Source organism: Ensifer sp. 2TAB8, from assembly GCF_052115125.1.
Taxonomy (GTDB): domain Bacteria; phylum Pseudomonadota; class Alphaproteobacteria; order Rhizobiales; family Rhizobiaceae; genus Ensifer.
Genome location: NZ_JBFRGB010000008.1, coordinates 34,699 through 51,681, shown reverse-complemented (window position 1 = coordinate 51,681; position 16,983 = coordinate 34,699). Strand labels below are relative to the sequence as shown.

Genomic DNA, 16,983 nt, shown 5'->3' with positions numbered 1-16,983 from the left:
CATTTCGCCGGGTGGAGAGACTATGCGGTCATCGATGCAGCGACGGCACGCAGGATCGAGCCGGGCCTTCCCTCTCAGGCCTATCTCGGCGGCTCTCGGCTTTCCCGGCCTCACCGCCTATGTGGGGCTGTCGCGGATCGCCAATGCCGGGCCTGGCGAAACCATCTTCGTCTCGGCCGCCAGCGGCGCCGTCGGCAGCATCGTCGCCCAGATCGCCAAGCTCAGCGGCTTGCGGGTGATCGCCTCCGTCGGCTCGTCGGACAAGGCCGACTGGCTCAGAAGCGAGATCGGCGCCGACGCCGTCATCAACTATCGCGAGACGTCCGATCTGACCGAAGCGCTCGCGGCCGCAGCACCTGACGGCATCGACATCTACTTCGACAATGTCGGCGGAGACCATCTCGAAGCGGCGCTCGCGCTTGCCAACGACCACGCCCGCTTCGTACTTTGCGGCATGATCACCGGCTACAATTCCGGCGGCGCCGCCGGTCCGCGCAACATCTTCCAAGCGATCGAGAAGCGCATCCGCCTGCAGGGGCTGATCGTTTCCGATCATGTCGACCTCATCCCGGAGTTCGATCGCAAGATGAGCGCCTGGATCAAGGAACGGAAGATCCATCTGCGCGAGACCGTCGTCGACGGGCTGGAGAACGCGCCCGATGCCTTCGTCGGCCTGTTCAAGGGTGCCAACACCGGCAAGATGCTCGTTCGCCTCTGACACCGGCGCGCCCGGGCGGCCCATCGGCTGCCCCGAGCAACGCCTCGATCCGCGAAAAAAGTGCCCCGCGCGATGGCGGGGCAAGCGGGCATCCCCAGCTTAAAGGATGCGAGGGAACTCTGTAGCACCGCCGGCCTCTGGAGGCATCGACGAGCGTCGCTTAGGCTCTATGCTGGCGAGACCTCCTGCTGAAGGAGAGCCGAGCGCTTGCCGCGATGAAGGTCGGCAGCGAAGGTACAGGCCGCCGTATGACCCGGCGAAAGCACCCGCGATGGCGGCATCGCCTTGGCGCAATCGTCGATGGCAAGCGGGCAGCGGGTTCGGAACCGGCAGCCGGAGGGTGGATTTGTTGGGCTTGGAACCTCACCGATCATCAGCGGTCCCCTGCGGTTCTTTTCGATCCTCGGGTCCACCTCGGGCGCCGACGCCAGCAGCATCTGCGAATAGGGGTGGCTCGGGTGGTCGTAAAGCTCGCGCGACGAGCCATGCTCGACGATCTTGCCGAGATACATGACATAGACCCGCGACGCAGCCTGCCTGACCAGCGCCAGGTCATGGGCGATGAACAGGCATGCGACGCCGAGATCCTTCTGCAGCCGCAGGAAGAGGTTCATCACCTGCGCTCGAATCGAAAGATCGAGCGCGCTGACAGGCTCATCGCATATCAGCACCCTTGGGTTCACGGCGAGTGATCTGGCGATCGCCACACGCTGGCGCTGGCCGCCCGAAAGTTCGCGCGTGTGACGGTCCCTGACTGCGGATGCAAGGCCGACCTGATCCAGCAGTTCCTTTGTGCGACGATTGCGCTCCTCCGGCGATCGGGTGCCGGCGATCACCAGTGCTTCGTCGATCGCCTCGCCCACCGTCTGACGATCGTTCAGAGACGAGTAGGGATCCTGGAAGACGTATTGCAGCGCCCGGCGGCTGTCGCGCAGCGCAGCTCCCGAAAGCGCACTGAGATCGACGCCATCGAGCAGAACGCGTCCGCTGGTCGCCTTCTCGAGCCCGACAATAGTGCGTCCGAGGGTCGACTTGCCACAGCCGGATTCGCCGACGAGGCCGACGATCTCGCCCGGATAGAGCTCGATCGAGACATCGTCGACGGCATGCACAAACTTGCCCCGCTGAACGCTCTTGAAGCGCGTCTGCAGGTTTTCGACTTTGAGAACGGGTGCTTGTGTCATGCCGCAGCCTTTCCTTGATTGACGACGGGGCAAGCCACGAGAACCACGCTGTCGTCCGACCGGACCAATGGCGGCCGGCTGTTGCCGCATGCCGGGACGGCAAGCTCGCAGCGCGGTGCAAGGGCACACCCCCTGATCGGCGCGCCGAGCGTCGGCGGAATACCGGGAAGCCCGCGGAATTCCGACCCGATCGGGTCCTCCCGCCTCGGGATCGCGTTGATCAGGCCCCGCGTATAGGGGTGACGCGGACTGACCAGAACCTTTTCCACTGGACCGCATTCTGCGGCACGCGCCGCATACATGACGACGATGTTGTCGGCAGCACCCGCCACCACGCCCATGTCGTGGGTAATCAGCACCATCGCCATGTTGAGCCGACGCTGCACGTCCTTCAGCAGCCGCAGGATCTGCGCCTGAACCGTGACATCGAGTGCGGTCGTCGGCTCGTCGGCGATCAGCAGCTTCGGCTCGCCGGCAAGCGCAATGGCGATGACGATGCGTTGCCGCAAGCCGCCGGAGAGCTCGTGCGGATACTGCCGAAGYCGTGCCACCGGGTCGGAGATGCCGACGAGCTTGACCAGTTCCAAGGCGCGCGCTTCGGCCGCCTTCGGCGTCATATTCAGATGCAGTTCGGCCATTTCGGCAATCTGCCGGCCGATCCTGCGGACGGGATTGAGCGCGCTCATCGGGTCCTGGAAGATGAAGCCGACGGACTTGCCGCGCAGCTTCTGGATCTCGGCTTCCGGCAGGCCGATCAGTTCGCGGCCCTCGAGCTTGACCGAACCGGAAAGCATCGTCGTCACGCCGGTTGGCATCAGCCCGAGCGGCGCGAAATTCATCACCGTCTTGCCGCTGCCGCTTTCGCCGACAATGGCGAGACACTCGCCTTGCCGGACCGAGTAGCTGACCCCATCGACGGGACGAACTGCGGATTTCGCCGTCAGCAAGTTGACGGTCAGATTGCTGACTTCAAGGAGCGGTTGGTCATGCATCGGAATTCTCCTTGCTCCAGCTTGCGACCTCGGCGCGGCGCAGTGCCAGCATGCGCCGGGTCAGCGGCTTCGGAATACGGTTAAGCGCGATGGATTCGCCGAGCGTGTTGAATCCGATGACGGCTGCGGTGAGAGCGAGGCCCGGAAGCAGAACCTGGCGCGGGTCGGATTCGAGATAGGGCAGCGCATCGACGAGCATCTGCCCCCACTCCGGCGTCGGCGGCTGGATGCCGAGGCCAAGGAAGCTCAAGGTCGCGACCGCGAGTGCAGCCGTGCCGGCATCGGCCGTCGCATAGACCATGACAGAGCCGATGGTGCCCGGCAGAAGGTGCCCAAAATAGATGCGCCACGGGCTGGCGCCCAGCACCCGCAAGGCCTCGATATGCGGCTTGCTCATGATGCTGACGGCGACCGCGCGGCTGATGCGGCCGCTCATCGGCCACCAGGCAAGCGCCAGCGCCAGCACCATCGTCCAGTAGCCGGGGCCGACGATGCCGATGACGGCGAGCGAAATGATCAGGCTCGGGACGGACAGACCCACATCGACGACGCGCATCAGGAGGTCGTCCACCCAGCCTCGGTGATAGCCGGCGATCGTTCCGAGCAGGATGCCGATGGTCATGGCAACGCCGAGAACCGAGCCGACGCTGACGAGCGAGGTGTTCGCAGCGATGATCAAGCGACTGAAAGTGTCGCGTCCGAGGTGGTCGGTCCCGAGCCAATGAGCGGCGGACGGGCCGAGACCGGCATCCAGCAGGTTCTGGGTGCTCGGGTCCTGGGGCGCCAGCCACGGCGCAAAGGTTCCAAGCGCGAGGAATAGGCCGATGGTGATCAGTGCCGCGCGCGGCATTTTGTTCAATCGGGCCAGGATGGGATTGAGCATGTTCATGATCAGCTCCATTGGCGACGGATGCGTGGATCGGTCATGAGCACGGCCAGATCGACGATCAGGTTCACCACGATGAAGAAGGTGAGGAAGATGAGCAGGCATGCCTGCACCACCATGAAATCGCGGAAGCGCACACCGGCGAGGAAGTAGTCCCCCACCCCCTGCCAGGCAAAGAGCGGCTCGACGATGATCGCCGTTGCGGTCATCAGACCGACCTGCGTGCCGAGCGCATTGATGAAGAGCGGCGTGATATTGGGCAGTGCCTCGCGAAAGAGGATTGCGGTACGGCCAAGCCCCTTGCTCTTTGCCGTGAGAACGAACGGGCTTGTCATCGCCTCCTCCAGCCCCACCCGTACGACACGGCTGAGGACGGCGGCCGGCAGCACCGCGACGGTGAGCCAAGGCAGGATCCAGCTCTCCGGCCCGTTGAAGCCGAAGGACGGCAGGAGCTGGAAGGTAACGGAGAAAGCGTAGATCATCAGCGCGCCGACGAAGAAGGTCGGGGTGGACGCGCCGAGGAGTGCCAGACCGCGCGAGACGCGGTCTGGCAATCTGTAGGGCCAGAAGGCTCCAAGGAACCCAAGAGCCAGGCTGATGAGAGTGGCGATCACGGCCGAGCCCGCAATCAGCGTACCGGTCACGAGCATCCGGTTCGCGAGATCCGCGCTGACGTCCTGTCCGGTTCTGTAGGAGATGCCAAAGTCTCCGCGAACCGCATCGCCAAGCCAATCCACGTAGCGCATCAGCAGTGGCTTGTTCAGTCCTATCTCTTCTTCAACCTGTTCAACGTAACCGGGTGTGGCGACGGCTCCCCGTAGCTCGGCAATCAGAACGGCAACATTGCCGGGTGCTGATACGACGAGAGTGAAGCAAACCACGGATGCCATGAACAATAGGACCAGGGAGTGCTTCAGCCGCTTGCTGATGAAGTGGATCAAGATACCCTCCTATTCTTCCAGCAGAATGTTTTCGTAGGGCATGTCGTATTCGGTGACCGGGCTGGTGAAGCCGTGGACCCGCTGCGAATGTGCCCAAATGCTCGGCACGTAGACCAGCGGCGCAATCGCGTCGTTGTCTCTCAGCCAGTCGTAGACCTTCTGGATGGTCGGCTGGATCTGATCCCCGGTCGCAGCCGTCGCCGCATTGATCAACGGATCGAGGTTGACCGGATCGGTGACCAGCTTGCCTTCGACGTCGTTCTTGAAGGTCGAAAGGCAAAGCGCCACGATCGAGCCGAACGGATCATAGGGCGCGCCATAGGTAAGGAAGAAGCCGAGATCGTACTTCTGCTCCAACATGTCGGTGTGCTTGGAGGCATGGTCGACCGAGCGGATGACGAGGTCGATGCCTATCTCCTTCATCTCGGACTGGATGACTTCGGCGATCACGCGCGACCCCGGCACGGCGTCCGGGCTAACCACGAGTTCGAGCGTCAGCGGCTTGCCGTCCTTGGACCTGATCGGGCTACCCGTCCAACCGGCCTTTTCGAGCAGCGCCGATGCGGCCGCAACGTCGCGGACGGGAGCATCATATTGCGTCCCGGCGTAGGGCAAGGCGCCCGAGAACATGTTGCCAGCAGGCTTGGCGTAACCGTGGTAGAGCACCTTGGAGATGGCCGCGCGGTCGATGCCGATGCTGACGGCCTTGCGCACTTGCGAATCCTTGAGCGCCGCGGCGCGATCAGGATTGAACGCCAAGACCAGCGTGACGTTGCCGGGATCGACGACCACGTTTAAGCCCGCCCCCTCGAGCTGCTTGCCCTCTTCCGGCGTCAGCGGCGCAATCCAGAAACCGCCGATCAGGTCGATTTCGCCGGCGCGCAGCGCCGCGACCCTCGACCGAGCGTCGGGGATGACCTTGGCTTCAAGGCGTTCGTAGGACGGCAGTTGACCCCAGTAGCCTTCGTGGTGCTCGAAGACGCTCTGCGTGTCATCCGCGCTGACCTGGCGCCAGGGGCCAGTTCCGACCGGATCCTTGAACTTGCCGTCCGCACCAACCGACTTGGGCGAAAGGAAACGCGTCGGCCGCGTATAGGAAAGCTCCTGCATCAGCGCGAGCACCGGCTCCTTGAAGTGCAGCGTAATGTTGTAGTCGTCGACCACGTCCAGCGACTGGAAGTGCTTGGAGCAGTTCATCCAACTGAACTGGTCGAGGCCCATCCAGCGCTCAAGATTCCATCTGCAGGATGCGGCGTCGAACTTGGTGCCGTCCTGGAACGTCACACCCTGGCGCAGGGTCAGATGCAACGTCTTGCCGCCGTCCTCGATCTTCCAGTCGGTCGCAAGGCACGGCTCGATCTGGCCGCCCTTGCCGTATTTGACGAGCGGCTCGAACATCAGGTCCTGGATCGCCCAGATGGCATAATGGCTCTGCGGATCGAGATTGCCCGCAGGCTTGGCGATGGCGACCCTAAGCGTGCCGGCCGCACCCTGCGCATAGGCGATTTTCGACAAGGCACCCTGTGCAATGGCCAAGCCGATAGCGCCGGCCGCCCCTTGCAGGAACGTACGTCTCTTCACTGACATAAATTTTCTCCTCCTGGTTGGCGCTCCTTGCGCCGTCGATACAAGCGGCCTCCACACCATTTTGTATAGACAAATAACTGTCTCATGTATGCAATCTTGCGTCAATATCGTATTTTAGATTGTAGACATTTTAGAGCAGGAGTGAAAAATCGACTGCCCTGCGCAAGGCGAAATGAACAAGAAGACAGCTTTCGGACTGACAAGACGGCCCGCGTTCGACCAAATCGTTGAGGTTAGACAGCCAAACACCGCTTCTTCAGCGTAAAAATCCCGCAGGGTGCCGATACTTAGATTGCATACAATATGAACGCACGAACTCACCCTAGAAGGCCCGCAGGCGGGTTGAGCGGGGCAGAACCAGGCTGGCGTCGCGTGGAACGATCCCGTTAAATTCACCACTTGATATATCCCCTCCAGGAGGATAGGTTATGGAAATGACCGAGCACAGACACGACACACACCCCGAGATCGTCAAGCGACTGAAGCGCGCCGAAGGCCACCTGAGGAGCGTCATTGCCATGATCGAGGGCGGCCGCCCCTGCCTCGACATCGCCCAGCAACTCCACGCGGTAGAGAAGGCGATCAGCCAGGCGAAGCGAACCCTGATCCAGGATCATCTGGACCATTGCCTCGAAGACACGATCGGGGCGCTTCCACGAGACCAGCGCCACTCCATCGACGAGTTCAAGGCGATCACGAAATATCTCTGATCGGCCGGACCTCCCGTCGCGCCGACAGCCACCGAGCGAGCCCCAACATCATGCTGCAGATCCTTGCAAACCGGACGTATCGCCATCTGTTCCTGGCACAGGTGATCGCGCTGATCGGAACCGGTCTTGCGACCGTCGCGCTCGGGCTTCTCGCCTATGATCTGGCCGGCGCCGAAGCGGGCGCGGTGCTCGGCACAGCGCTGGCGATCAAGATGATCGCCTATGTGGGGGTGGCGCCAGTCGCCGCCGCCTTCGCCGAACGGCTTCCGCGTCGCGCCATGCTCGTCTGCCTCGATCTGGTGCGCGCCGCCGTCGCACTCTTCCTGCCGTTCGTGACCGAGATCTGGCAGGTCTACCTGCTGATCTTCGTGCTGCAGTCGGCCTCTGCCGCGTTCACCCCGACCTTCCAGGCGACCATCCCGGACGTGCTGCCGGACGAAAAGGAATACACCCGCGCCCTGTCGCTCTCGCGGCTTGCCTATGATCTCGAAAGCGTCGCAAGCCCGATGCTGGCCGTTGCCTTGCTGACGATCATCAACTTCCACAGCCTGTTCGCCGGCACGGTCATCGGCTTCCTCGCTTCGGCCGCCCTCGTCCTCTCGGTCCTGCTGCCGAGCCCGAAGGCTGCAGAACGCCGCGGGATTTACGACCGGACGACCGGGGGCCTGCGTATCTATCTCGCAACGCCGCGCCTGCGCGGGCTGCTGGCGCTCAACCTCGCTGTGTCCGCGGCTGGGTCGATGGTCATCGTCAACACGGTGGTGCTGGTCCAGTCGAGATTCGGACTTACCCAGACCGACACAGCTATCGCACTCGCCGCCTTTGGCTGCGGCTCGATGATCGCCGCGCTGCTGTTGCCCCGCCTGCTCGACAGGACGCCGGATCGCGTCGCCATGTTTTCGGGTGCAACGATCCTGACCGCCGGCCTGTTCATCGGCGCCCTTGTCCCCAGCTTCGTTTCGCTGCTGCCGCTGTGGCTCGCCATCGGTCTCGGCTATTCGCTGGCGCAGACGCCATCCGGCCGGCTGCTGCGTCGCTCGTCACGCCCGGAGAACCGGCCGGCTCTGTTCGCCGCGCAGTTCGCCCTGTCGCATGCCTGCTGGCTGATCACCTATCCGCTTGCCGGATGGCTCGGCGCCACCGTCGGCATGCCCATGACCTTCACGGTGCTTGGTCTCATCGCCGTCGGCGCCATCCTTGCGGCGGCCCGGCTCTGGCCGGCGCAGGATCCCGACGAAATCGAGCACGTGCATCATGCACTTGCTGACGATCACCCCCATCTTGCCGGCGCAACGCGCGTCGGCAGCGGCCATCGGCACACCCATATGTTCGTGATCGATAGCCATCATCCGGACTGGCCGGCCGAACGCTGACAGACGCGCGCCGCTATTTGGCACGACTGCCGGCAAAGGACAGGATCGCCGCATCGGCGATCTCCGCAAAACGGGCGCTCGGCCCTTCGGCGCCGCTGCTTTGCTGAGCGGCGCGCGCGCCCTCGATCAAAAGCAGCAGCGTGTCGCCGAGCATTTCCGCATTGGCGACACCGGCCCTGCGGCAAAGCTCCACGACCCGGTCGCGCTGCCCGTCCTTGAACATGCGGATCAGCGAGCGCGCGGGATGATCCTCATCGGTCAGTTGCGCGGCGGCGCTCATCATTTCGCACTGGCACCTGTCGTCACCGAGATGCTCGGCGATCCGCCGAACCCAGGCCCTCAGCTGCCCCAACCCGTCACCAGGGTGCGCGTCTTCCAGCTCGCGCCAGGAGCCGTCCATCTCCATTCCCGCATGGCGCAGGCATTCGACGATCAGCTCGTCCTTCGAATTGAAGTGGCGGTAGAGCGTCATCTTGTTGCTGTCGGCGGCATCGGCGATCGCATCGACGCCGGTTCCGCGAATGCCGTGCCGGCGGAAGAGGTCACGCGCGGCCTCGACGATGCGCTCGCGCGGCGAACGACGGGATGGCTTGCAGGTATCCGTTGTCATCACATTGGCCCGGCGTGGGTGGCGTGGAAAATCTTGCCCCTTGACGCCCTGTCATTGGTCGATAACATGCGACGATGTTACCAACCAGTAACATTTTCGCCAGCACGGCACATCGAGGCGTAGCCGCTTGCCGCGAAGGCCTTTCCGGATATGCGGTAACCGCAGAAAAATTTCTTGCGCAGTGTCGGTGGGCGCAGTCGTCAGGCGTCTTTTAGCCAGAGTGCACACTGCAGTGACTTTTTAAGATTCGATAACGCTCGTGATTTGGTCGTCATGATTGGGGTCATATCGGCCCATCATGATCTCGTGCTGGAGCCTTACGATGCGCATGCTGGATGGGCTGAAGGCTGAGGTGGACGTCGCTGGCTGCAAGGTCCGCGCGGCGCGCGTGCGCATGCCCGGTTTCGAAATGCTCCGCTTTGCCGCCCGCCACGGTGGCAACACCTCACAAGGATCGATCCCGCCATGATCGACTTCTTCATTCACCGGCCGATCTTCGCATCGGCCATCGCGATCATCATGACGCTCGCCGGCGGCATCTGCTATTTCCTGCTGCCGATCTCGCAGTTTCCCGACGTGACGCCGCCACAGATCGTGGTTGCCGCCAACTATCCCGGCGCCAGCGCCCAGGTGGTGGCCGATACGGTGACGACCCCGCTCGAACAGCAGATCAACGGCGTGCCGGGCATGCTCTACATGACCTCGACGAGTTCGAACGACGGCTCGTCGCGGATCATCATTTCCTTCGAAGTTGGTTACCCGATCGATGTTGCGGCGCTCGACGTGCAAAACCGCGTATCGCAGGCCGCCTCCTCGCTTCCCGCGCTCGTCAACCAGACCGGCGTCACCATCGCCAAGCAGATCCCGAACTTCACCGTGCTCGTCAGCCTGGATTCGCCAGACAATTCGGTCGATTTCGCCTCGGTCAGCAACTACGCCTACCTGCAGATCCTCGATCCGCTGAAACGTCTGCCGGGCGTCGGCGACGTCCAGCTCTTCGGCGAGCGCCGCTATTCGATGCGCGTCTGGCTCGATCCGGACCGCATGGCCAATCTCGGCATTACCGCCGTCGACGTCCAGAACGTCATCGCCGAACAGAACATCCAGGTCGCGGGCGGCAAGATCGGGCAATCGCCGGCGCCGGCAGGAACGCCCTTCGAGATGCAGATCAACGCACTCGGGCGCCTGAGCGATCCCTCGCAGTTCGGCGACATCGTGCTTCGAGCCGACCAGACGACCGGGGCGACGACCAGATTGCGCGACGTCGCGCGGATCGAACTCGGCGCACTGCTCTATTCGTCCTCCGTCACCTTCAACGGCAAGGAAAGCGTGGTCCTTGCCGTCTTCCAGGCGCCGGGTTCCAACGCACTCGACCTGCAGAGCCGGGTGCAGGCGAAGATGGACGAGCTGTCGCAGCGTTTCCCCACGGGCATCGCCTACCACATGTTCTACGACACCACGCGTTTCGTCTCGGCGGCGATGAAGGATGTCGTCTATACGCTGCTGGAGGCGCTCGCCCTCGTGGTCTTCGTCGTCTTCATCTTCCTGCAGAACCTGCGCACCACGATCATCCCGACCATCGCCATTCCGGTCTCGCTGATCGCAACGCTGGTCGTCATGTATCTGCTCGGCTTCTCGCTGAACATGCTGAGCCTGCTCGGCATGGTGCTCGCCATCGGCCTCGTGGTCGATGATGCGATCGTCGTCGTCGAAAACGTCGAACGCCAGCTGGAGGCCGGCCTGCCGCCACTGGCCGCCACCAAAAAGGCCATGCAGGAGGTGACCGGCCCGATCATAGCGACGACAGCCGTTCTGCTCGCCGTTTTCATCCCTGTTGCCTTCATTCCGGGCGTCGCCGGCAGCCTCTACAACCAGTTCGCGCTGACGGTCGCAATCTCGGTCGCCTTCTCCGCCTTCAACTCGCTGACCCTCAGCCCCGCACTCAGCGCCGCATTCCTGCGTTACCGCGGCGAGCCGCGCTTTGCCCCCTTCCGCTGGTTCAACAGCGGCTTCCATGCGCTGTCACATGCCTATGCCCGCAGCGTCGCCGGGCTCGTTCGCTGGCACTGGGCGCTGTTTGCTCTGTTCCTGCTCGCCGTCGGGTCGACCTATGCGCTGTGGCAGCGCATTCCCTCAACCTTCCTGCCGGTGGAAGACCAGGGCTATTTCTTCGTCGTCATCCAACTGCCCGACGGCGCCTCACTCGAACGCACCGAGGCGGTCGCGCGGCGATCCGAAGAAATCCTTCGCGGTACCGCGGGCGTCGATTTCGTCGGCTCCGTCGTCGGCTTCAATTTCCTGTCTTTTGCCGCCCAGTCGAACTCGGCCGTGCAATTTGCCGTCCTGAAGCCATGGGACGAGCGACCGCCGGAACAGGGCGCCTCGGCACTACGTCAGGCCGTCACCCCGCAACTCCTGCAAATCCCGGATGCGCTGGTGCTCGCCTTCGATCCGCCGTCGATCCAGGGGCTCGGTGCAACTGGCGGCTTCGAATTTCAGGTCGAAGACCTCGCCGGGCGCAGCGCGCAAGCCCTGAGTGACACGACCCAGGCGCTGATTGCCGAGGCGCGCAAGCAGCCAGAGATCAATCCCTATCAGCTCTTCACCACCTTCAGCACGTCGAGCCCGCAATTCAACTATGATCTCGACCGTGACAAGGCGAAGCTGTTGGGCCTGAGCCTGCCGGACATCTTCAACACGCTGCAGATCTATTTCGGCTCGCTCTATGTCAATGACTTCAATCTCTTCGGCCGCACCTTCCGGGTGACGCTGCAGGCGGACCAGGGCGCGCGGGCCTCGGCGACCGATCTTTCACGTCTTTACGTCCGCAACACCCAAGGCGAAATGGTGCCTCTCAATACGCTCGGGACGTTCAAGCCGACGGTCGGCCCGGAGACCATCACCCACTACAACAACTACCCTTCGGCACTGATCAACGGTGCGGCAGCACCCGGCTTCAGCTCGAGCCAGGCGGTGGCGGCGATGGAGCGCGTGGCCCGCACAACGCTGCCGCGGGACTACACATTCGAGTGGACCGGCATTACCTATCAGGAGATCCGGGCAGGCTCGATCGCCGCGCTTGTCTTTGCGCTCGCCCTCGTCTTCTGCTTCCTGATCCTGGCCGCCCAGTATGAAAGCTGGTCGATGCCGTTCATGGTGCTGCTTTCGGTGCCGCTCGCGCTTTTGGGCGCGCTATCGGCGCTGTGGCTGCGCGGTATGCAGATAGACGTCTATTCGCAGATCGGTTTCGTGATGCTGGTAGGACTTGCCGCCAAGAACGCCATCCTGATCGTCGAGTTCGCAAGGCGACGGCGCGAGGAAGGCCTGGATGTGGTGGCTGCGGCCGCGGAAGCAGCCCGCCTGCGCCTTCGGCCGATCCTGATGACGGCCTTCGCCTTCATCCTCGGTGTGCTGCCGCTGATGTACGCCAGGGGCGCGGGCGCGGCCAGCCGCCAGTCGATCGGCACCACCGTCTTCGGCGGCATGCTGGCGGCAACCATTCTAACTCTCATTTTCGTCCCGGTGTTCTACGCGGTCATCGAACAATGGCGCGAGAGTACGTCCTCCAAGCCAATCGGCCAGCGGGAGCCGGAGGCGGCGGAATAGGAATTGGAGCCTGACATGCGTGGTTCGAGACTGGTCCTTGCCGCAGCGGTCGTGATCGCCGCCTTCGCTGCAGCCTATCACTACAAGAACGGCGGCTTTGAGCTCAAAGGCGGCGATGCCGGCGCCGCGGTGGGTCCACCGCAGCAGGCCATGCCCGTTCCGGTCGCAGCAGTCGTCAAGCAGACGATCCCGATCTATCTCGACTATTCGGCCCGGACCGAGGCGATCCGTAACGTCACGCTTCGCGCCAAGATCACGGGCTACATCGCGTCACAGGCCGCATCTGACGGTTCGGATGTGAAGCAGGGCGATCTTCTTTACCGGATCGACCCACGCGACTACCGGGCGCAACTCGATCAGGCGAAGGCGCAAGTCGAACGCGACGAAGCATCGCTCATCTATCTTCGCTCCAGTCTGACGCGCGGCAACGAGCTCGCGACCACAGGCTATCTCAACAAGGACAGCTTCGACCAGCGCCAGAGCGCAGTCCACCAGGCGGAGGCCGCGCTGGCGATGTCGCAGGCGGCGGTCCGCACCGCCGAGATCAATCTCGATTACACAGAGATCCACGCTCCCTTCGCCGGCCGGCTGGGACGCAACCTGGCGCCGGAGGGCACGCTGGTCAGCAATACGACCGGCACCCCGCTCAACAACCTGGTACAGCTTTCGCCGATCTATGTTTCCTTCAACCCGAGCGAATCCGAGCTCGCGGACATCCAGAAGGCCCGGGCGAAGGGCAAGGTTGAGGCCGAAGTGCTTCTGCCCGGCGACAAGGAGCCACGCTACCGCGGCGACCTCAGCTTCATCAACAACACCGTCGAAGGCAACACCGGAACGGTCGTGGCGCGCGTGACGATCGACAACACCGATCTCTCCCTGCTGCCCGGCCAATATGTGCGCGTGCGGCTGAAGATCAGGGACGATCAGAACGTGCTGATGGTCCCGGAAACGGCGCTTGGCTCCAGTCAGCTCGGCAAGTACGTCTATGTCGTCGGCAAAGGCGACACGGTCGAACAACGGCTGGTCTCCCTTGGCCCGGCGAGCGGCGACCTTATCGGGGTGACGTCAGGGGTTTCGGAGGGCGACCAGGTGATCGCGGGAAACCTGCAGAAGATTTTCCCGGGCGCGCCAGTCAAACCGATGCCGGCGGTGCAGGCGCAGAAATAGGCCGGTCGCCGGCGCGGCCTACGCCCTTTTCAGGATCGGGAAGACCATTCCGAACGTGATGACGGCAATGGCAACGACCTGAAGCAGCGTCGGAACTTCGCCGAGAACGACGACCCCCGCCGCGGTCGTCGTCACCGGGACGCACGGCATGAACAGCGACGCAGGCTGCGGGCCCAACTGACGGATGACATAGGTGTAGAGAACGCTCGCGAGCGCTCCGGCAAGAAATCCCTGGATGACGAATTGCGTGGCAATTTCGGTGAAAGAGGCGGCAGCGAGCCCGCTGGGCGCCAGAATGTGCAGCAAGGGCAACGGCAGACAAGAGAAGAACACCACTGCGATCGTCGCCGTCACGGCGTCGACGGACCATAGCCGCACCAGCACCGCAAAGGTGGCAAACATCAACCCCGAAACGGCGAACAACAGATCACCGCGCAATGTCCCGGCGTCAGCAACGCCCGATTGGACCACGAACAGCAAAAGGCCGGCAATGACCGTGGCAACGCCAGCAAGGCGCGTGGCGGAGGCCTTGTCCTTGAAGACGAGACGGGAAAACAGGAACGAGAAGAAGACGATCACGGCGGGAGAGAGTGCTGCCGCATGGGCGACCGGTGCCAGCGAAAGTCCCTGGTTGATGATCAGCGGATAGGGCAGCCCCGTCAGCAGCGCCAGCACGGCCGCCTTGCGCCAGCCAAGCTGCATCAACTTCGGCAAGCCGGCGCTGAGGAACATCGGCAGGAAGGCCAGGGCGGCCCCGGAGAACCGCAAGGTGACGATGTCGGCGGCGGTCAGATGCTCGCGCAGACTGAACCGGGCGGCCACGAACTGTAAGGTGGTGATTGCGACGACCGCCACCCCTGCCCATATCGCCAGCCGCCGGCTGCGGTCGCCCTCTCCGATTGTAGCACTTTGCACGCCCGTCTCTCCACATTGCGGAAGCCTTACCCGCGGCTTCGACAGAAACACCGTATTGCGCAAACGGCTGCGTCAAAATACACTGATTTCAATGAATCTGAGCGATTATCACTCTTTCGTGGACCAAATAGCGTGAAGAACGAAATTGCAGGCCTCGACGCCATCGATCGCACCTTGCTGAGATTGCTGCAGGACGATGGCCGGCGGACCACACTGGAGTTGGCAGAGCGTGTCGGCCTGTCGCCAACGGGCACGAGCCAGCGCGTGAAGCGCCTCTTCCGCGAGGGTTACGTGAAGGCCGTGCGAGCAATCCTCGATCCGAAAAAGATCGGCCGGGGCACCGTCGTCTTCATCCAGGTGCGCCTCGATCATACCGCCCCGCATATCTTCGAGCGCTTCTCCGAGGCGGTTGCAAAGGCGCCGGAAGTTCTGGAATGCCACATGGTGATCGGAGGCTTCGACTATCTGGTGAAGGCCCGGATTGCCGACATGTCGCTGTTCCAGGATTTTCTCGAGCGGGTCATCCTGCCCCTTCCCGGCGTCAGGGAGACGCATACCTATGCGTCGGTAGGGGATGTGAAGCCGGATGCGTTGTTGCCGATCTGAGCAATCGGGATCGCTGGTCAGCGAGTGCCGCCGTCGCGGCCGAGCCAGGGATCCGCCCCCGGATCGCGCCCGGACGCAACCTGCCCCAGCCGTTGCAGGTAGTGCGCCCAACCTTCCGCATGCCCGGCGCATTGTTCGGAATTGGGCAATCCCGTTTGCGTGAGACGCAGCAAGGTTCCGGGCGGCTGCTCGATCAGGTCGATCTCGATCAGGCTGGAACCGGGTGGAACGATGTCGCTGCCTTCCCAGCCGAAGCTGTAGGCGAGCCGATGCACCGGCACCACTTCACGAAAAGACCCGCGGGCGAAACGCGCTCCGGTTACGTTGACGAGATAAAGACCGCCAGGCTCTGCCTTGGTATCGGCCTCAGTTCCCATCCAGCGGAGAATCTTCTCCGGGTCAGTCAAAAGCGCGAACACTGCGGCGCGCGGCGCCTGGATATGCGTTTCGCGGCGGACGACGAGGGCTTCCTGCATCGGTCTTCCCTTTGCTGTTTGGCCGGCCCGCCGGTTCAGGAGAGGTGAAGCACGGAACCCTGGCTACCGCGATCATAGACCCGCACACCCACTGGCGCCACCACGCAGGCGAGGCCCTTGCCCCAATGGGGCGCGGCGCTATCCTCTTCGGCATGGATTTGTCTGCGCCCCTCGCCTGGCTCGTGGATGAAGCGAGCGCCTCACCTGAGCCGGACCGGTTCCTGTCCGAGCTTGGACGACTGCTTGTCGCCGACGACCTGCCGCTTGCCGGCGGTGCCCTCACCCTGGCCGTGCCGCACCCGATTATCGCCCGCCGCACCTGGCTGTGGCGGGCTGAGACAGGTGTGGTGATCGAGAGTCTGGGCTTTGCGGGCGCGGTCTCCGACCAGGCCGGGCACGAATGGTTGGCCGTGCTTGGACCGGTGCTGGAGCGATCGACCGGCACTGGGACGGACCGGGCGACCCTCGGTTGGGCCGGAACCCGGCCTTTCGGCCCGGACGAGACGGTACGACTTCTTGAGGTCGGGCGTTTTGCCGCCGCGCCCCTGGCAGCACTTGCCGAGCGGGCGGCGCTCGCTGCCCTGCTTGAGGCCTATCTCGGCCGTCGCAGCGCCGCTCGCGTTCGCGCCGGGGCGCTCACGCGCGGGACCGGCGAGACCATTCGTGCGGCATTGTTCTATGCCGATCTTCGCAATTTCACGGTTCTGTCCGAGGCGACGGAACCCGCTTTGGTGATCGCGACGCTCGACGCCTGGTTCGAACGGGTGGCCGGCGCGATCCACGCCTTCGGTGGCGAGGTGCTGAAGTTCATCGGCGACGGCGTCCTGGCGATCTTTCCCGTCAGCGGCTCGCCTGTCGATGCATGCGATGCTGCCCTGCGCGCGGTCACCGCCGCGCGCGCCGGCATGGCCCATCTCGATCAGACACGGCAGGCCGAGGGGTTGCCGCCGCTCACTTTCGGCGTGGCGCTGCATCTCGGAGAGATTCTCTGGGGCAACATCGGCGCGGCCGACCGGCTCGACTTCACCGCCATCGGCCCGGCGGTGAACCTCGTCAGTCGTCTGGAGGGGCTATGCCGGCCGCTTGGCCGGTCTGTGTTGATCTCCGGCGCCGTCGCCGCAGCAACGTCGACGCCGCTCGTGCCGCTCGGCGAGCATCCGTTGCGTGGAATCGCAACGCCCTGCGCCGTGTTCACCCTGCCGGATGCGTGAC

Annotated in this window: 16 protein-coding genes; 8 read left to right on the top strand and 8 right to left on the bottom strand. The window is 63.6% G+C overall.

The window, feature by feature from the left end:
* Positions 1–22: 22 nt before the first annotated feature.
* Positions 23–718, top strand: coding sequence for a zinc-binding dehydrogenase (locus tag AB4Z53_RS15330; protein WP_441596506.1), 696 nt, complete (start codon positions 23–25; stop codon positions 716–718).
* Between the two features lie 167 nt (positions 719–885).
* Here AB4Z53_RS15330 and AB4Z53_RS15325 read toward each other — a convergent pair whose 3' ends face one another.
* Genes AB4Z53_RS15325 through AB4Z53_RS15305 form a run of 5 tightly spaced genes read right to left on the bottom strand, consistent with a single transcriptional unit; the run spans position 886 to position 6,308 of the window.
* A complete protein-coding gene (locus AB4Z53_RS15325) occupies positions 886–1,902 on the bottom strand; it encodes an ABC transporter ATP-binding protein (RefSeq protein ID WP_441596505.1) in 1,017 nt (338 codons plus the stop codon).
* Positions 1,899–2,894 (bottom strand): ABC transporter ATP-binding protein, encoded by a 996-nt coding sequence (locus AB4Z53_RS15320; protein WP_441596504.1) that lies wholly within the window; start codon positions 2,892–2,894, stop codon positions 1,899–1,901. Before AB4Z53_RS15320 ends, AB4Z53_RS15325 begins: the two co-directional genes overlap by 4 nt.
* Positions 2,887–3,795 carry an ABC transporter permease gene (locus tag AB4Z53_RS15315; RefSeq protein WP_113539816.1) on the bottom strand — a complete coding sequence of 303 codons (909 nt, stop codon included), beginning with the start codon at positions 3,793–3,795 and terminating at the stop codon, positions 2,887–2,889. The genes AB4Z53_RS15320 and AB4Z53_RS15315 overlap by 8 nt, the downstream gene beginning before the upstream one ends.
* Complete coding sequence (locus tag AB4Z53_RS15310) at positions 3,786–4,721, bottom strand: ABC transporter permease (RefSeq protein ID WP_113539817.1); 936 nt, start codon at positions 4,719–4,721, stop codon at positions 3,786–3,788. Before AB4Z53_RS15310 ends, AB4Z53_RS15315 begins: the two co-directional genes overlap by 10 nt.
* Positions 4,722–4,730: 9 nt before the next feature.
* The gene (locus tag AB4Z53_RS15305) at positions 4,731–6,308 is read right to left on the bottom strand and encodes a nickel ABC transporter substrate-binding protein (RefSeq protein ID WP_441596503.1); all 1,578 of its coding nucleotides are present in this window, start codon (positions 6,306–6,308) and stop codon (positions 4,731–4,733) included.
* 434 nt (positions 6,309–6,742) lie between these two features.
* Here AB4Z53_RS15305 and AB4Z53_RS15300 point away from each other — a divergent pair, with 434 nt between their 5' ends.
* Together AB4Z53_RS15300 and AB4Z53_RS15295 are read left to right on the top strand one after the other, a co-directional pair.
* A complete protein-coding gene (locus AB4Z53_RS15300) occupies positions 6,743–7,018 on the top strand; it encodes a metal-sensing transcriptional repressor (protein ID WP_113539871.1) in 276 nt (91 codons plus the stop codon).
* 50 nt (positions 7,019–7,068) lie between these two features.
* Complete coding sequence (locus AB4Z53_RS15295; RefSeq protein WP_441596502.1) at positions 7,069–8,391, top strand: MFS transporter; 1,323 nt, start codon at positions 7,069–7,071, stop codon at positions 8,389–8,391.
* 13 nt (positions 8,392–8,404) lie between these two features.
* Here AB4Z53_RS15295 and AB4Z53_RS15290 read toward each other — a convergent pair whose 3' ends face one another.
* Entirely contained in the window at positions 8,405–9,001 is a 597-nt protein-coding gene (locus tag AB4Z53_RS15290) for a TetR/AcrR family transcriptional regulator (protein WP_113539820.1), read from the bottom strand.
* A 322-nt stretch (positions 9,002–9,323) separates the two neighbouring features.
* On the opposite strand from AB4Z53_RS15290, the gene AB4Z53_RS15285 reads away from it, so the two are divergent.
* The 3 genes from AB4Z53_RS15285 to AB4Z53_RS15275 are packed head-to-tail and all read left to right on the top strand — an operon-like array spanning position 9,324 to position 13,774.
* The gene (locus AB4Z53_RS15285; RefSeq protein ID WP_162768881.1) at positions 9,324–9,470 is read left to right on the top strand and encodes a hypothetical protein; all 147 of its coding nucleotides are present in this window, start codon (positions 9,324–9,326) and stop codon (positions 9,468–9,470) included.
* Positions 9,467–12,607 carry an efflux RND transporter permease subunit gene (locus tag AB4Z53_RS15280; protein WP_113539821.1) on the top strand — a complete coding sequence of 1,047 codons (3,141 nt, stop codon included), beginning with the start codon at positions 9,467–9,469 and terminating at the stop codon, positions 12,605–12,607. The genes AB4Z53_RS15285 and AB4Z53_RS15280 overlap by 4 nt, the downstream gene beginning before the upstream one ends.
* Positions 12,608–12,622: 15 nt before the next feature.
* Positions 12,623–13,774: an efflux RND transporter periplasmic adaptor subunit gene (locus AB4Z53_RS15275; protein ID WP_113539822.1), complete on the top strand. Its 1,152-nt coding sequence runs from the start codon at positions 12,623–12,625 to the stop codon at positions 13,772–13,774.
* A gap of 18 nt (positions 13,775–13,792) precedes the next feature.
* Here the strand turns inward: AB4Z53_RS15275 and AB4Z53_RS15270 are convergent, their stop codons facing one another.
* A complete protein-coding gene (locus AB4Z53_RS15270; RefSeq protein WP_441596501.1) occupies positions 13,793–14,689 on the bottom strand; it encodes a DMT family transporter in 897 nt (298 codons plus the stop codon).
* Between the two features lie 144 nt (positions 14,690–14,833).
* Between AB4Z53_RS15270 and AB4Z53_RS15265 the strand changes: the two genes are divergently transcribed.
* The gene (locus AB4Z53_RS15265) at positions 14,834–15,295 is read left to right on the top strand and encodes an Lrp/AsnC family transcriptional regulator (protein WP_113539873.1); all 462 of its coding nucleotides are present in this window, start codon (positions 14,834–14,836) and stop codon (positions 15,293–15,295) included.
* Between the two features lie 17 nt (positions 15,296–15,312).
* Here the strand turns inward: AB4Z53_RS15265 and AB4Z53_RS15260 are convergent, their stop codons facing one another.
* On the bottom strand, positions 15,313–15,771 hold the full coding sequence (locus AB4Z53_RS15260) for an SRPBCC family protein (RefSeq protein ID WP_441596500.1): 459 nt from the start codon (positions 15,769–15,771) through the stop codon (positions 15,313–15,315).
* Between the two features lie 152 nt (positions 15,772–15,923).
* On the opposite strand from AB4Z53_RS15260, the gene AB4Z53_RS15255 reads away from it, so the two are divergent.
* Positions 15,924–16,982, top strand: coding sequence for an adenylate/guanylate cyclase domain-containing protein (locus AB4Z53_RS15255; protein ID WP_441596630.1), 1,059 nt, complete (start codon positions 15,924–15,926; stop codon positions 16,980–16,982).
* Position 16,983 lies beyond the last annotated feature (1 nt).

Excerpts from the sequence above, each read along its gene's own strand:
- AB4Z53_RS15300 (WP_113539871.1), top strand. The coding sequence starts at position 6,743 with ATGACCGAGCACAGACACGACACACACCCCGAGATCGTCAAGCGACTG.
- AB4Z53_RS15305 (WP_441596503.1), bottom strand. The coding sequence starts at position 6,308 with ATGTCAGTGAAGAGACGTACGTTCCTGCAAGGGGCGGCCGGCGCTATC.
- AB4Z53_RS15280 (WP_113539821.1), top strand. The coding sequence starts at position 9,467 with ATGATCGACTTCTTCATTCACCGGCCGATCTTCGCATCGGCCATCGCG.
- AB4Z53_RS15315 (WP_113539816.1), bottom strand. The coding sequence starts at position 3,795 with ATGGAGCTGATCATGAACATGCTCAATCCCATCCTGGCCCGATTGAAC.
- AB4Z53_RS15330 (WP_441596506.1), top strand. The coding sequence starts at position 23 with ATGCGGTCATCGATGCAGCGACGGCACGCAGGATCGAGCCGGGCCTTC.
- AB4Z53_RS15285 (WP_162768881.1), top strand. The coding sequence starts at position 9,324 with ATGCGCATGCTGGATGGGCTGAAGGCTGAGGTGGACGTCGCTGGCTGC.
- AB4Z53_RS15260 (WP_441596500.1), bottom strand. The coding sequence starts at position 15,771 with ATGCAGGAAGCCCTCGTCGTCCGCCGCGAAACGCATATCCAGGCGCCG.
- AB4Z53_RS15290 (WP_113539820.1), bottom strand. The coding sequence starts at position 9,001 with ATGACAACGGATACCTGCAAGCCATCCCGTCGTTCGCCGCGCGAGCGC.
- AB4Z53_RS15325 (WP_441596505.1), bottom strand. The coding sequence starts at position 1,902 with ATGACACAAGCACCCGTTCTCAAAGTCGAAAACCTGCAGACGCGCTTC.
- AB4Z53_RS15295 (WP_441596502.1), top strand. The coding sequence starts at position 7,069 with ATGCTGCAGATCCTTGCAAACCGGACGTATCGCCATCTGTTCCTGGCA.
- AB4Z53_RS15275 (WP_113539822.1), top strand. The coding sequence starts at position 12,623 with ATGCGTGGTTCGAGACTGGTCCTTGCCGCAGCGGTCGTGATCGCCGCC.
- AB4Z53_RS15255 (WP_441596630.1), top strand. The coding sequence starts at position 15,924 with ATGGATTTGTCTGCGCCCCTCGCCTGGCTCGTGGATGAAGCGAGCGCC.